This window comes from Rhizobium sp. WYCCWR10014, from assembly GCF_001657485.1.
Classification (GTDB): domain Bacteria; phylum Pseudomonadota; class Alphaproteobacteria; order Rhizobiales; family Rhizobiaceae; genus Rhizobium.
Genome location: NZ_LXFU01000024.1, coordinates 262,637 through 276,616, shown reverse-complemented (window position 1 = coordinate 276,616; position 13,980 = coordinate 262,637). Strand labels below are relative to the sequence as shown.

General features: G+C 62.8%; 13 protein-coding genes. 3 read left to right on the top strand and 10 right to left on the bottom strand.

Annotated features, from left to right (window positions below; all coding sequences use genetic code 11):
- Positions 1–29: 29 nt before the first annotated feature.
- From purB to A6U98_RS04270, 5 genes are all read right to left on the bottom strand, one after another.
- The gene (purB, locus tag A6U98_RS04290; protein ID WP_018072252.1) at positions 30–1,337 is read right to left on the bottom strand and encodes an adenylosuccinate lyase; all 1,308 of its coding nucleotides are present in this window, start codon (positions 1,335–1,337) and stop codon (positions 30–32) included.
- A gap of 70 nt (positions 1,338–1,407) precedes the next feature.
- The gene (locus A6U98_RS04285; RefSeq protein WP_156667810.1) at positions 1,408–1,893 is read right to left on the bottom strand and encodes a hypothetical protein; all 486 of its coding nucleotides are present in this window, start codon (positions 1,891–1,893) and stop codon (positions 1,408–1,410) included.
- Between the two features lie 32 nt (positions 1,894–1,925).
- Positions 1,926–2,651, bottom strand: coding sequence for a DUF2259 domain-containing protein (locus A6U98_RS04280; protein ID WP_064648218.1), 726 nt, complete (start codon positions 2,649–2,651; stop codon positions 1,926–1,928).
- Positions 2,648–3,325: a ribulose-phosphate 3-epimerase gene (rpe, locus tag A6U98_RS04275; protein WP_064648217.1), complete on the bottom strand. Its 678-nt coding sequence runs from the start codon at positions 3,323–3,325 to the stop codon at positions 2,648–2,650. The genes A6U98_RS04280 and rpe overlap by 4 nt, the downstream gene beginning before the upstream one ends.
- Positions 3,326–3,386: 61 nt before the next feature.
- Complete coding sequence (locus A6U98_RS04270; protein WP_064648216.1) at positions 3,387–4,469, bottom strand: branched-chain amino acid ABC transporter substrate-binding protein; 1,083 nt, start codon at positions 4,467–4,469, stop codon at positions 3,387–3,389.
- 183 nt (positions 4,470–4,652) lie between these two features.
- On the opposite strand from A6U98_RS04270, the gene A6U98_RS04265 reads away from it, so the two are divergent.
- Positions 4,653–5,147 carry a flavin reductase gene (locus tag A6U98_RS04265; RefSeq protein ID WP_064648215.1) on the top strand — a complete coding sequence of 165 codons (495 nt, stop codon included), beginning with the start codon at positions 4,653–4,655 and terminating at the stop codon, positions 5,145–5,147.
- Between the two features lie 98 nt (positions 5,148–5,245).
- The gene (locus A6U98_RS04260; protein WP_003540033.1) at positions 5,246–5,563 is read left to right on the top strand and encodes a TfoX/Sxy family protein; all 318 of its coding nucleotides are present in this window, start codon (positions 5,246–5,248) and stop codon (positions 5,561–5,563) included.
- On the opposite strand, the gene A6U98_RS04255 is transcribed toward A6U98_RS04260, so the two are convergent.
- The 5 genes from A6U98_RS04255 to A6U98_RS04235 form a co-directional block, all read right to left on the bottom strand.
- Positions 5,564–5,986: an NUDIX domain-containing protein gene (locus tag A6U98_RS04255; RefSeq protein ID WP_064648214.1), complete on the bottom strand. Its 423-nt coding sequence runs from the start codon at positions 5,984–5,986 to the stop codon at positions 5,564–5,566.
- A gap of 8 nt (positions 5,987–5,994) precedes the next feature.
- On the bottom strand, positions 5,995–7,560 hold the full coding sequence (locus A6U98_RS04250; protein WP_082933841.1) for a DEAD/DEAH box helicase: 1,566 nt from the start codon (positions 7,558–7,560) through the stop codon (positions 5,995–5,997).
- Positions 7,561–7,698: 138 nt separating this feature from the next.
- Positions 7,699–9,018: a peptidoglycan DD-metalloendopeptidase family protein gene (locus A6U98_RS04245; protein ID WP_064648212.1), complete on the bottom strand. Its 1,320-nt coding sequence runs from the start codon at positions 9,016–9,018 to the stop codon at positions 7,699–7,701.
- Between the two features lie 104 nt (positions 9,019–9,122).
- Complete coding sequence (locus A6U98_RS04240; RefSeq protein ID WP_064648211.1) at positions 9,123–9,950, bottom strand: ferritin-like domain-containing protein; 828 nt, start codon at positions 9,948–9,950, stop codon at positions 9,123–9,125.
- Positions 9,947–10,420 carry a peroxiredoxin gene (locus tag A6U98_RS04235; protein ID WP_012757610.1) on the bottom strand — a complete coding sequence of 158 codons (474 nt, stop codon included), beginning with the start codon at positions 10,418–10,420 and terminating at the stop codon, positions 9,947–9,949. Before A6U98_RS04235 ends, A6U98_RS04240 begins: the two co-directional genes overlap by 4 nt.
- A 125-nt stretch (positions 10,421–10,545) precedes the next feature.
- On the opposite strand from A6U98_RS04235, the gene A6U98_RS04230 reads away from it, so the two are divergent.
- The gene (locus A6U98_RS04230) at positions 10,546–13,944 is read left to right on the top strand and encodes an AsmA-like C-terminal domain-containing protein (RefSeq protein WP_064648210.1); all 3,399 of its coding nucleotides are present in this window, start codon (positions 10,546–10,548) and stop codon (positions 13,942–13,944) included.
- The last annotated feature ends 36 nt before the right edge of the window (positions 13,945–13,980 follow it).

Genomic DNA, 13,980 nt, shown 5'->3' with positions numbered 1-13,980 from the left:
GCGCCGCCATATCGTTGATCCCGAACCGCTCACGCGTTGCCAAACACACGCCGGAAGATCGTGTCGACGTGTTTGGTGTGGTAGCCAAGATCGAACTTCTCCCGAATATCCTCCTCGGAAAGCGCAGCACGGACCTCCGCGTCAGCAAGCAGTTCTTCCAGGAAGTCCTTGCCCTGTTCCCAGACCTTCATGGCATTGCGCTGGACGAGGCGGTAGGCATCCTCGCGGGAGGTGCCGGCCTGGGTCAGTGCCAGCAGGACGCGCTGCGAATGGACGAGGCCGCGGAATTTGTTGAGGTTCTTCTCCATATTCTCGGGATAAACCAGCAGCTTTTCGATGACGCCGGCGAGCCGCGACAGGGCGAAGTCGAGCGTCACGGTGGCATCGGGGCCGATCATGCGCTCGACCGAGGAGTGGGAGATATCCCGCTCGTGCCAGAGGGCGACGTTTTCCATCGCCGGCATGGCATAGGAGCGGACCATGCGGGCAAGGCCGGTGAGATTTTCGGTCAGAACCGGGTTGCGCTTGTGCGGCATGGCCGAGGAGCCCTTCTGGCCAGGCGAAAAATATTCTTCCGCCTCCAGCACCTCGGTGCGCTGCAGGTGGCGGATCTCGGTTGCCAGCCGCTCGATCGACGAGGCGACGACGCCAAGCGTGGCGAAATACATCGCGTGGCGGTCACGCGGGATGACCTGCGTCGAGACCGGCTCGGCCTTGAGGCCAAGGGCTTCTGCGACATGTTCCTCGACGCGCGGATCGATATTGGCGAAGGTGCCGACGGCGCCCGATATGGCACAGGTCGCGACTTCCTCGCGGGCGGCGACGAGGCGCTGGCGGCAGCGCTCGAATTCGGCATAGGCGAGCGCCAGTTTAACGCCGAAGGTGGTGGGCTCGGCGTGAATGCCGTGCGAACGTCCGATGGTGACGGTGTCCTTATGTTCGAAGGCGCGGCTTTTCAGCGCCTCGAGCAGCCGGTCGATATCTGCAAGCAGGATGTCGGTGGCGCGCACCAGCTGGACGTTGAAGCAAGTGTCGAGCACGTCGGACGAGGTCATGCCCTGGTGGACGAAGCGCGCATCCGGGCCGACGATCTCGGCGAGATGGGTGAGGAAGGCGATGACGTCGTGTTTGGTGACGGCCTCGATCTCATCGATGCGGTCGACGTCGAAGGTGGCGGCGCCGCCTTTTTCCCAGATCGTCTTTGCCGCCGATTTCGGGATGACGCCGAGTTCGGCCAGCGCGTCGCAGGCATGCGCCTCGATCTCGAACCAGATGCGGAACTTGGTTTCGGGAGACCAGATGGCGACCATTTCAGGCCGGGAATAACGCGGGATCATGGGCGGCTGCTTTCACTTCAAAGAGGATTCATCGAGGTTAGCGCCCGTGTAGCAAAGACCGGCGGCAATCTCAACGCATGCGTTTGGCAAGATGATAGCTGCTAACGACAAGGCAGACGAGGCCGAGCGGCAGGAAAAGGCGCAGGCCGATCACCAGGAACTGATAGACTGCGCTGATACTGGTGAAGACGAATTGGAAAGCCCAGACGATACTGCCGAAGGGCGCATGCCAGCGCGAATAGAACATCCGGTATTCCATGGCGAAGAGAAAGGCGGTCATCAAGATCGTGGCCGCTGTCAGCGTCACGAAAAAAGCGGCAAAACGCGTTTCCAGCGGCCTATCAAAGGCGAGGAAGCGGGCGACCGGCAGGGCGAACGGCCACGCGAACAGGCCGCCGGCAAAATAGAGTGCTGCGACCTCGGCAAGGCGGCTCGTCTGCAGGCCGTTGCGCAGGTACAGGCCGAGCATGGCGGCGGCAAGCATCTGCATGCCCCAAAGGAACGCGCCGGCAATCAGATCGGGGTAGGGCGGCCGTGCAGCTCTTAGACGGTCCATCCGGGGGCGATCCGTCCTCGGGCGATCCATGCTCAGGGATGAACCGGAACGGCGATCCAGCGTCCGTTCCTGTCGGCATCGAATGCCAGGACGAGGGCGATGTGAACCTGGTTTCCGCCTTCCGGCTGATAGACCACAGCACCGCCGATCCGGTATTCGACCGAACATGCGCGCTCGGCCGGAACTGCGGTGGCCTGGCGCGCCGCCTGCCGGTTCGGAGCGCCTTCCTTCTCGATCATCTGCAGGCTGAAGCCGATGACCCGCTTATCGACCGCGGCGCAATCCTTCGGCGTCGGGACCGGCATCTCGCCGAGCGAGAGCGTATAGGGCGATTTCGGCGGACCGTCGGTCGCAAGCGTCGTGTAGCGGATCGTCTTCGAGGGCGAGCCGAGTTCGGTCGGCGGATTGAAGGCGGCGATCAGGCCGGGATTGGTCAGGAGATCGTATTTGTCCATCTGGCTGCGCGCCGCCGTCAGGTTCTGCCGCCGCGCCTTGGAGAGATTGGCGTCCTTGTCGGTCAGCTCGGTATGGAAGGGCGTGCCCTCGAGATAGTGGCCGTTTTCGGTATCGATGAAATAGGTGTTGGAGTAGGGAAGGTTGCCGCTCTCCTCGATTCCGAACTCCTGAAATCCGAAGACCTTGCCGTCGGCGGAAAAGCCGATCGGCTGGATATTGGCGATGTCGCCGGCAAGCGACAGGCCGGGTAGGCCGGCAAGTGCTGCGGCAATGATGCCGCCGACGATCAGACTTTTTTTCATGCGCGTGCCCCTTCGGCTGCCTGACGCAGATCGGCGACAGTCCGGCGATAATCCTCGACCGTTTCGCCCTTGAAAATTGCCGAGCCGGCAACGAGGACGTTACCGCCGGCCCGCGCAATGTCAGGCGCCGTTTCCACGGTGACGCCGCCATCGACCTCGAGTTCGATCGGCCGATCACCGATCAGTGACTTCGCCGCCGCGATCTTCGCCGCCATAGCCGGAATGAATTTCTGTCCGCCGAAACCGGGATTGACCGACATGATCAGGATGAGATCGACATCGTCGAGCACGTTCTCGATGGCGCTGAGCGGTGTCGCCGGATTGATCGTCACCCCGACCTTCTTGCCGAGATTGCGGACCGTCTGCAGCGAGCGATGCAGATGCGGTCCGGCTTCGGCATGGACGGTGATGCGGTCGCAGCCGGCCTTGGCGAAGGCTTCGAGATAGTCGTCGACCGGGGAGATCATCAGGTGGCAGTCGAAGGTGGCTGATGTATAGGAGCGCAGCGACTTGATGACATCGGGGCCGAAGGAGATGTTCGGCACGAAATGCCCGTCCATCACGTCGAGATGAATCCAGTCGGCGCCGGCGGCCGTCACGTCGCGCACCTCCTCGCCGAGCCTGGCGAAATCCGCCGCGAGGATCGAGGGGGCAATGCGAATGGGCAGCGTCATCAAATGTTACTCCGTATGGGGCGCCAGAGCGCGGGGCCTGAATTCAAGGCAGGCGCACCGCTCATTGCGTCGGCGCGGCAGGTGGAAAAAAGCCGTTGCCCCGCCATTCGAGCAGGCGGTAGGGGTTTTGCGAAAGTTCATGCGCATCGGTGAAGGCAATAGTGCCGATCGGCGTCTGGAATGTCGTGCCGAGAAGTGCCTCCTGGAGTGGCTTGCCCGCCGCAGCGGCGGCTTGTCCCGCCTGGCCGGCAATGAGGGCGGCGGCCAGCGACGGCAGGACATAACCTTCCGGCTCGATGCCTTTGGCGCGCAGCGCTTCGGCCGCAGTCGTGCCTTCCGGCAGGATGGCGTATTCGGGCAGGGCGACGGCGCGCACGCCGGCATCAAGCGGCAGCGGCTGGTCGGCAGCGCGCATGGCATCGCCGCCCAGGATGGACAGCTGGATGTTCTCCGCCTTGGCGTCGCGGACAATGACGGCGATATCGTTGCGGTCGCCGCCGATGAAGACCCTGGTGGCGCCGGCCCGTTTCAGGCGGCGGACGAGGGCGATCTGCTGTTCCTGTCCCGGCCGGTAGGTGTCCGTAAAGACCGGCTTCAGGCCGTTCTGCTCCAGCGCATTGCGCACCGCTTCCGTCAGTTCGCGGCCATGAATGGTGCCGTCCTCGATCAGGGCGATCGGATCGGCGGCCCAGTCCTTCAGGATCACCTCGATGACCTTTGCCGCCTCGGCGCCGTCGGCGGGCGCCGCCCGGAAAAGCGGCCAGCCGTTCTTCAGCGCATCCTCCATCAGGATGCGGGAGCGCACCGAGACGGTGATCGCCGGAATATTGGCATCCTTCAGCTTCGGCAGTGCGTCTTCCAGCGTCTCGCTGCAGAGAAAGCCGACCGCGACCTGCACCTTGGCATTGACAAGCGCATCGGCGACCGCGGCACCACTATTCTCCTCGCAGGTCTCGTTGATGGCAACGAGGGTATTTCCGGACTGCTGGATCTCGAAACCGGCGCCGGCGGCAATCTGGGCGCCGAGGAGGGCGAGCGGGCCGTTCTGAGGGGCGACGACGCCGATCGTCACGCCGGCCGCATGGCTTTCAGCCGCCGCTCCCAGCAGCGCCAGACAGGCTGCTATGCCACGCAGGTTGATCATGAAAGGCGGAGATCCCTAGCCATCGTCCATGCCCTTTTATCTGCAAGGCCGCGATCGTCAAAGAAAAACAAGCGCAACACGGCGCTTTTCACCGGTCCTATTGTAGAAAAGGTAACCGATGCTCGCCATATTGGCGCGATAGCAAGTCGATCAAGGCAGAATAAGCGCGCACGGGAGAAGCAGGTGTTGAACAGGCAGCATATCGACCCCGGCCTTTATCGCGATGCCATGAGCCGTTATGCCGGCCATGTACAGCTCGTGACGACGGCGATGGGCGAGCTGCGCCGCGGCGTCACCATCACCGCCGCCTGCTCGGTCTCGGACAATCCGGCCTCGGTGCTGATCTGCCTCAACAACACCAATCCAAAGAACGAGATCTTCTTCCGCAGCGGCATCTTCGCGCTGAACACGCTCGGCGCCCATCATCAGAGTGTTGCCGATGCCTTTTCCGGGCGCACGGCGCTTGCCAATGACGACCGTTTCGCCAGTGCCCGTTTCGAGATGCTTGCCACCGGTGCGCCGGTGCTGGCCGACGCGCTTGCCGCCTTCGATTGCCGGGTGATCGATATCAAGGAAATGCCGACGCACAATGTCATCTTCGGCGAGGTCGCGGCTGTCCGCTTCAGCGAAAAACACCCGGCGCTCATCTATATGAACCGGGATTATCACGCGCTGTGATTAGAGCGCCGTGCGTCCTTTCGGAGGCGCAAAGGACGCTCTAACACTTTGAATTTACGCATCGTGCTAGGGTGGCCGGGATTTCGAGGGAATAGAGAATGGACAATGCCGGGATCGAGGAAATGTTTCAGGGGCTTGGCCCGGTCACGGTCAAGCGGATGTTCGGCGGCAAGGGCATCTATCATCTCGGGCGCATCATCGCACTCGAAGTGCGCGACGAGATGCTGCTGAAGGCCGACGAGACGAGCGCCCCGGAATTTGCCGCTGCCGGCGCCACGCAATGGACCTATGAGGGCAAGAAGGGCAAGCCGGTAAAAATGCCCTATTGGTCGATCCCCGACGAGGCCTACGACGATCCCGATCTGATGGCGAAATGGGTGCGGCTTGCCTATGAGGCGTCGCTTCGCGCCGAATAGCTAGCCGCGTTCACCGGGCGGCAAGGCTGCGATGGCGGCTTTGGTGAAGGCCGACAGCGGGTCGGGCAAATCCGTCAGGGGAAACCAGCCGAAATCCGAGAGCTTGTCCGGTTCGGTCAGTTGAGGCTCGCCCTCGACATCGCGAGCGAGATAGAGAATCGAGATCCAGTGTTGGCGGTCGGCATCGATGATCTGTTCGGTCATGCCGATTCGTTCGATGCGGCCGATTGTCAGGCCGGTTTCTTCTTCGGCCTCGCGGCGCGCGGCTGCTTCCGCCGGCTCCATGTGATCGACCTTGCCGCCGACGATATTCCAATAGCCGGCTTCAGGTGGACGCATGCGTTTGTAAAGAAGGATCCTGGCGTCGCGCAGAATCACCAGGCCGACGCCGAAGCCCGGAAAATCGAGACCGGGCTTGCCCATGGCAATGCTCAGACCTTGGCGCTGCCGGCGATCAGCATGAAGGCGGGGATATCGTCGCCGAATCCAACAGGGGTCGGACCGTCGTCGTGGTCGCGATGGCGGCGGCGATCGCGGCTGTCGTCGTTTGCCGGGTAAGGCCGACTGTTGCGCGCATTGTTCTGCGGCTTCTGCTCTGCTTTGCGCTCGTTCTTCACGATGTCGGCCTTTACTGGTGCTGCTTCAATCACGTCGACGCCATTATCCTGTATGTCGTTATCAGATTTATGACTCGCGGCGGCGCGATTGCCGCGTCCGCGTCCACGATCTTTGTCGCCATTCTCTCTTGGCGCACGATCTCGGCCTGCACCATCTCTGGCGCCACGCTCGCGGCTGTTGCGGCGCGGGCGTTCGCTGTCCCGACTGTCCTCTGCCGGCGGCGGCAGCGACGTCAGGTCACCGCTCAGCCATTCGACCGTTTGGCCGATCAGCTTCTCGATGGCATCGACGAATTTCGTGTCGCGCTTGGTGACGAGAGTGAAGGCGGCACCCGAGCGGCCGGCACGTCCGGTGCGGCCGATGCGGTGGACGTAATCCTCGGAATGGATCGGCACGTCGAAATTGAAGACGTGGCTGACATCGGGGATATCGAGGCCGCGGGCGGCGACGTCGGAAGCGACCAGAAGCTGGAGATTGCCGTCACGGAAGCTCTGCAGCGTCATCGTGCGGGAACGCTGGTCCATGTCGCCATGCAGGGCGCCGACCGAGAAGCCGTGACGCTCGAGCGAACGGAAGAGGTCGGCGACATCTTTCTTGCGATTGCAGAAGATGATGGCGTTCTTGAGTTCGGTCTGGGCGCGGACGAGTTCGCGCAAGACGGCACGCTTTTCGTAATCCTTGCCGTGCGTAGCGACGAAACGCTGTGTCACGGTCGCGGCGGCGGAAGCCGGCTTTGCGACTTCGATACGCTCGGGATTCTGCAGGAAGCGGTCCGCGAGCTTCTGGATCTCCGAGGGCATGGTTGCCGAGAAGAACAGAGTCTGGCGGGTGAACGGGATCATCTTGGCGATGCGCTCGATATCGGGGATGAAACCCATGTCGAGCATACGGTCGGCCTCGTCGATGACGAGGATCTCGACGCCGCTCATCAGGAGCTTGCCGCGCTCGAAATGGTCGAGCAGGCGGCCGGGGGTGCAGATCAGCACATCGGCGCCACGTTCGAGCTTGCGGTCCTGGTCCTCGAAGGAAACGCCACCGATCAGAAGGGCGACGTTGAGGCGGTGGTTCTTGCCGTATTTCTCGAAATTCTCGGCGACCTGAGCGGCGAGTTCGCGTGTCGGCTCGAGAATCAGCGTGCGGGGCATGCGCGCACGCGCACGGCCCTTTTCCAGAAGCGACAGCATCGGCAGCACGAAGGATGCCGTCTTGCCAGTGCCGGTCTGCGCGATACCGCAAATATCGCGGCGCTCGAGCGCAAACGGGATGGCTCCCGCCTGAATAGGCGTTGGGATCGTGTAGCCCGCGTCCGTAACAGCGGATAGCACTTTTTGGCTTAAGCCAAGGTCAGCAAATGTCGTCAAAGGGAAAACTGTTTCCATTCCGTTCGGCCGAGCTCTGAACGAGTCGGCGGGATTGCATGCCGCAATGCAGCGCGACATAGCCCCGAATGGCCGGCAAGTCAAGAAATAGAGACGCCGCACCCATTGCAGAGTGAAGCGTTGGTTACCGGGCAGGAGTTACTTGATATAGGTGGCGAGTTTAAGGCCGGCATTCATGAAATATACTGGATCGACGGCATGGCCGTCCTGGCGCACTTCATAATGCAGGTGCGTGCCCGTCGAGCGGCCGGTGCTGCCGGCAAGGCCGATGACGTCGTTGCGGTCGACCGTGTCGCCGACCTTGACCAGAACCTCCGACATATGCCCGTAGCGCGTCGAGATGCCGTTGCCGTGATCGACCTCGACCATGTTGCCGTAGCCGCCGGTCCATCCGGCCGAAATCACCTTGCCGGGCGCCGTCGGGCGGATCCTTTCGCCCGGCGAAAAGCGAAAGTCGATGCCGGAATGGAGGGCCAGGCGGCCGAGGAAAGGGTCGCGGCGATTGCCGAAGGGGCTGGTCACGTCCTTGCCGATAGCGGGATTGCGGAAGGGCAGGGATTCGGCAGTGCTGCGCACGGCTTCGAGCCGGGTCAGCGCGCCGTCGAGCGCTGCCAGCGAATTGTTGAAGCCGTCGTTGCTTTCAGGCTCGACATAGGGGCCGCCGACGGCATCGTCGTCGTCTTTCCTGGCAGCGGTCTCGGGCATCGGAATCTTGAAGCGGGTCAGCACGGTCTCGATGGCGTTGGCGGCATTGCCGGCATCGCTCGTCAACTGTTCGACACGGCTGCGCTGATCCTGTTCGACATCTTTCAGCGACAGCGTCACCTTGGAGAAGATGCGGTCGGCACGGTCGCCGACCGTGTCGGTGGCCGGCACATAGGCAAGGGTCGAATTGTCGGGCGTCGCATCGGCGGGTGCGCCGCTCGCCAGCTGTTTCTCGATCGCCTCGATGCCGCTCCCGGTGAGCGAAGCGCGCTTGTCCTTGATATTGGGTGCATAGGACTGAACGGGCGAAGACGGTGCAGGCGGGCCGCCGTCCTTTTCCGTCAGGCCGGAGCTTTCGGCTCGGTCGAGCAGGTTGTCGAGCTTGCCATGGCGCGAGGTGAGCGCCATCTGCTGCTCCATCAGCTTGTCGACCTTGTCTTCGACCACCTGCTGGTCGAGAAGCTGGCGGGAGGTGATGCGGTCGACCTGCGCGCGCAGGGCGGCGATGCGGTCTTCATAATCGTGCTGCATGCGGGCCTGGCGGGCCATGGTGGCGCCGATCAGGTCGTCGCGCAGCACGAGATAGGACGTGGCCAGGAGGTAGCCTATCGAGAAGACGCCGACGAAGCAGAAGGCCAGCGCAGCCATCCACGGCCGGACCGTCATATGGCGGACCTTGTCGCCACTTGCGAGGATGAGGATATGTTCCTTCGCCCGCCTGCCGAATACCCGGTGCTGATGTCCGCTGTTCACGCAGGCTCTCCCGATTGATGCTCTACGCCTCTTTCGGAAATTAGACACCGTTATGGTTAATGAATGCTTTCATTGTCGCCGTCGCATCATAAATTTCAGTGACTTCAAGCGTGGCTGATCGATGCCAGAGAGCGATAGAAAGACGGCGTCAAGCCGGCTTCGGCGCGGGCGAGATCGTTGAAGGGCGGCTTCAGCGGTCCGCGGAAATTGGCGCGTACCAGCTCCTGGAAGGCTTTTGCCGGATCGCGCTTCTCGCGGGCGCAGAGAAAGCGGAACCATTTGGCGCCGACGGCGACATGGCCTTTCTCGTCATTGTAGATGACGTCGAGGACCGCTGCACTTTCGAGATCGCCGGTCTGGCGCATCTTCGCCTGCAGCGACGGCGTAACGTCGAGGCCGCGGGCTTCCAGAATCAGAGGTACGACGGCGAGCCTTGCCGTCAGATCGTTGCGCGTCGAATGGGCGGCCTGCCAGAGCCCGTCATGGGCGGGCAGATCGCCATAATCGGCGCCGAGATCGTTGAGCCTGGCGCGCACCATGCGGAAATGCTTCGCCTCCTCGAAGGCGACCAGCATCCAGCCGTCGAAAAAGGAATTCGGCACCTGCTCGGTCGCGAATCGCGCGACGATATCGAGCGCCAGATCGACGGCGTTGAGCTCGATATGGGCGATGGCGTGCAGCAGGGCGATCCGCCCTTTGAGCGTATGCAGCGAGCGCTTCTCCACCTGGGTCGGCGGCGTCAGCATCGGTTTCTCAGGACGGCCGGGCCTGTCGGGGAGGGCCGCATCGAGCGGCGAGCGCAGCGACACCCGGCGGGCGAACCAGCGGGTGGCGCTTTCCTGCGCAAGTGCCGTCTTGCGGTCGAGATCGGGGGAAGAGATCGCATCGATGGCGCCGCCGCGCAGCGAGGTTATCGTGAGGTCTCCGGTCAAGCCGCCAGGTTCCTGACGGCCTCGAGCACGGTTTCGGCATGGCCCTGCACCTTCACCTTCTGCCAGATGGTGGCGATCGTGCCGTCCTGGCGGATCAGGAAAGTGGTGCGCTCGACGCCCATGAAGTTGCGGCCGTACATGCTTTTTTCCTTCCAGACGCCATAGGCCTGCAGCGTCGTCTTTTCCTCGTCCGAGGCGAGCGCCACCGAAAGACGGTGCTTCTTGATGAACTTGTCATGGCAGGCGGCCGAATCGGGCGACATGCCGATGACGGCAGCACCCGCCGCTTCGAACTCGGCTGCCAAGGCGGTGAAAGCCAGTGATTCGGCGGTGCAGCCCGTCGTGTCGTCCTTGGGGTAGAAGAACAACACCAGCGGCTTGCCGTGGAATTCGGCCAGCGAAACGCGGCCGCCGCCGTCGCGGGGAAGGTTGAAATCAGGAGCCGAAACGCCGATGCCGGGAACCGCCATTAGGAAAACCTTTCTTTTGCCGGGTTTGTGGATGACACTTTCTCTCCCCGAATTATATAGTGGACGGATACCCGTCCAGCATGGCCGGGTTCAATTCTTCACTTAAAGGGAGAGCCCAAGGGCGCATGTCAGCCATCCGCGGCGAAAAGGTCACGTTTCGCAAGAAGGATATCGTTGCGCTGGACCGCTTGCCGTCCGCCCAGGCCGAGGATCCGATCATCGTTCATTGCCCGCCGCCGCGTTCGCCGATGCGCCGGACGGCGAAGCTGACCTCAGGATTTCTGGGGCTGATCCTCGTTATTCTCGCCGGCATCGTTTTCACGGTCGAGAGCGGCATGTTCGACAAGCCGCTGTCGCAGCAGGCGCAGGCGGCGCTGAATGGCGTGGCCGGACCGCGCTACCGCGCCGAGGTCGGCTCCACCGTCATCCGCTTCACCTCGGATTTCCGGCTGGCGCTGGAAGCGCGCAACGTCAACATGATCGACCAGGAGAGCGGCCAGCATCTGTCGACGACGGGTTCGGTGCGCATGGGGCTCGATCCGCTGCAGCTTTTCCGCGGCCGCATCGCCGTTGCGGACATCGAAGCGGAGGATATCGCGCTCGATACCGCGCTTCTGCCCTCCGGCAATCCCGTCAAGCTCGACGATCTGCGCATCGACGCCATGCCGGCGGCGATGGAGAAGCTCTTCTCGCAGTTCGACATGTTCGACAGCATCGTCACGCGCGGCGCGACCAATTCGGTGCGCATCTCCGGCATCGACATCAAGCTTGCCGATACCGCCAATGGTCCGCTGTCGCTGGTCATCGATAATCTCGTCTTTGCCCATGCCGGCCCGTCCTCGCTGCAATTGACCGGCGAAGTCGCGCTGAACGGCGAGGTGGCGGAGCTCGACGTGCTGGCCGACAAGGAAGACGGCCACGTGTCGAAGGTCGTGGCGACACTCAAGCATGCCGACCTCACGCCCTTCGCGCTGAAACGCAACGATCAGGGCGTGATCCGGCAGGGGCTCAGCGCCTTTGCCGATCTGACGGTGTCGGCCACCAGAGCGCGCGATGGTGTACAGCCGGCGCTTGCGGCGACGATCGCCATCGATCCCGGCCTGATCTATGCGGATGGCGATCCGCAGCAGCTGTCGGGCGGCCAAATAAATCTCGTCTATGATTTCTCCAAGCAGACGATCGAGATCGCCCGATCGAACGCCCGATTCGGCGCGACCACGCTTCCCATCAACGGCGCGCTGATCGATCTCGATAAGCTCGACCCGCAGGCGGGCAAAGGCTTCGGCATCGACCTGCTCGTCAGCGGCGGCACGGCAGCGCCCGGCGGTTCCGGCGAACAGCCGCTCTCCTTCGACATCCAGGCGACCGGGCGCTATATGGTCGCCAGCCGCGAATTCCAGTTTCCCAACATAACCGTTTCCAGCCCGCTCGGTGCGCTCTACGGATCACTTGATGTCAAACTCGGCGACAAATCGCCGGAGATCAGCTTCGCCGGCCAATCGGCACAGTTGCAGACGGTGGCAATCAAGCAGCTCTGGCCGTTCTGGATGGCGCCCAAGGTGCGCACCTGGGTGCACGGCAATCTCTTCGGCGGCACCGTCACCGACGCCGCCATTTCCGTCTTCATTCCCTTCGGCAGGCTGGACGAGGCAGCCGGCGGCAAGGGATTGAAGCTCGACGCCAACCAGATCCGCATCGACTTCGACATCACGGGGGCGCGGATGAATGTCGCCGGCGACATACCGCCGATCCGCGACACGTCAGCGCATTTCGACCTGACCGGCCCGGTTGCGACGATCGCGATCAAGAGCGGCACCTCCTATTTCCCCTCCGGCCGGTCCGTCGGTCTCGGGCAGGGGACGTTCATCTTGCCTGCCACCTACGATAAACCCCTGATGGCCGATATCGATCTTGCGGTCTCCGGGGCGGCGGACGCCGTCGGCGAGCTTCTGACCTACCGGCCGATCCGGGTGCTGCAGCGCGCCGGCTTTACGCCAGACGATCTCAAGGGCCGGATCGAGGCGAATGTGAAGGCCCATTTCGGCCTGCTCTCCTCGCAAAACCCGCCGCCTGCCGAATGGACGGCGGCAATGAAGCTCACCGATATCGATCTTGCTAAGCCGTTTTCCGGCAGGATGATCAGCAATCTCGACGGCACGCTGAACGGCAATCCGAAGCGGATCACGCTTGACGCCAAAGCCCAGATCGACGGTGTTCCGGCCGATATCGATCTTACCGAACCGGTCGAGGCATCCGACACAGCGGCCAAACAACGGGTGATCACCGCGACGCTTTCCGAGGACCAGCGCAACAAGCTGATACCCGGCCTTTCCGGCATCGTCGGCGGCAGCGTGAAGATGGTGCTGACGCGGATCGACGACGACCGCCAGGACGTCCAGCTCGACCTCACCAGGTCGCTTCTCGACCTGCCGTGGATCGGCTGGTCGAAGGGCAGCGGCATTGCCGCCACGGCCGAATTCGAAACATCCGGTCCGGCCGACAATACCCAGATCAAGAATTTTCGATTAAAGGGCGATGGTTTCGGCGCCAATGGATCGTTGAACATCGGCAAGGGCGGGCTGATCTCGGCCGATTTCGACAGCGTCAAGCTCTCCTCGCTCGACGATTTCGCCCTTTCGGTCAAGCGCAGCAAAGGCAATTTCGACGTTTCGGTCTCCGGCGACAGCGCCGATGCGCGGCCGGTCATCCAGCGGTTGAAATCGGGCTCGGACGGCGATGGTGACGGGGATGCCGGCGACGCCGGCGTATCGGTGCGCGCCAGGCTGAAAAACGTTATCGGCTTCAACGACGAGAAGGTCGGCAATTTCCAGGCACAAATATCACTGCGCGGCGACAAGCTGCAGGCCCTCAATTTCTCCGCTGTTACCGACAGTGGCGAGGCCGTGGTCAGCCAGATGAAGGACGGCGGCGTCATCAACATCACCAGCGGCGATGCCGGCGCGGTATCGCGCTTCGCCGATCTCTACCAGCACATGCAGGGCGGCCTGCTCAATCTGGCGATCCGGCTGGGGGCGGAGGGCGGCTGGGACGGCTCGCTCGATGTGCGCCGCTTCGCGATCGTTAACGAACAACGGCTGCGGTCGATCGTCTCTACACCGGTCGGGAATGAGCAGCGCAGCCTCAACGAAGCGGTCAAGCGCGATATCGATACCTCGTCGCAGCGCTTCCAGCGCGGCTTTGCCCGTGTCGTGTCGCGCAATGGCATGGTCGGCATCGAGAACGGCGTATTGCGCGGCGACCAGATCGGCGCAACCTTCCAGGGCATCGTGCGCGATCGCAAGGGCAACATGGACATGACCGGCACCTTCATGCCGGCCTACGGCCTCAACCGCCTCTTTGCCGAACTGCCGCTGATCGGCGTCATCCTCGGCAATGGCAGCGACCGCGGCCTGATCGGCATCACCTTCAAGCTGACCGGCAAGTTCGACCAGCCGAACCTGCAGATCAACCCGCTGTCGATCATCGCGCCTGGTGTTTTCCGGCAGATCTTCGAATTCCAGTGAGGCGGGAAACGGTCACGGCAGAGGTCGTGGCGAGAC

Excerpts from the sequence above, each read along its gene's own strand:
- purB (WP_018072252.1), bottom strand. The coding sequence starts at position 1,337 with ATGATCCCGCGTTATTCCCGGCCTGAAATGGTCGCCATCTGGTCTCCC.
- A6U98_RS04285 (WP_156667810.1), bottom strand. The coding sequence starts at position 1,893 with ATGGACCGTCTAAGAGCTGCACGGCCGCCCTACCCCGATCTGATTGCC.
- A6U98_RS04280 (WP_064648218.1), bottom strand. The coding sequence starts at position 2,651 with ATGAAAAAAAGTCTGATCGTCGGCGGCATCATTGCCGCAGCACTTGCC.
- rpe (WP_064648217.1), bottom strand. The coding sequence starts at position 3,325 with ATGACGCTGCCCATTCGCATTGCCCCCTCGATCCTCGCGGCGGATTTC.
- A6U98_RS04270 (WP_064648216.1), bottom strand. The coding sequence starts at position 4,469 with ATGATCAACCTGCGTGGCATAGCAGCCTGTCTGGCGCTGCTGGGAGCG.
- A6U98_RS04260 (WP_003540033.1), top strand. The coding sequence starts at position 5,246 with ATGGACAATGCCGGGATCGAGGAAATGTTTCAGGGGCTTGGCCCGGTC.
- A6U98_RS04255 (WP_064648214.1), bottom strand. The coding sequence starts at position 5,986 with ATGGGCAAGCCCGGTCTCGATTTTCCGGGCTTCGGCGTCGGCCTGGTG.
- A6U98_RS04250 (WP_082933841.1), bottom strand. The coding sequence starts at position 7,560 with ATGGAAACAGTTTTCCCTTTGACGACATTTGCTGACCTTGGCTTAAGC.
- A6U98_RS04235 (WP_012757610.1), bottom strand. The coding sequence starts at position 10,420 with ATGGCGGTTCCCGGCATCGGCGTTTCGGCTCCTGATTTCAACCTTCCC.
- A6U98_RS04230 (WP_064648210.1), top strand. The coding sequence starts at position 10,546 with ATGTCAGCCATCCGCGGCGAAAAGGTCACGTTTCGCAAGAAGGATATC.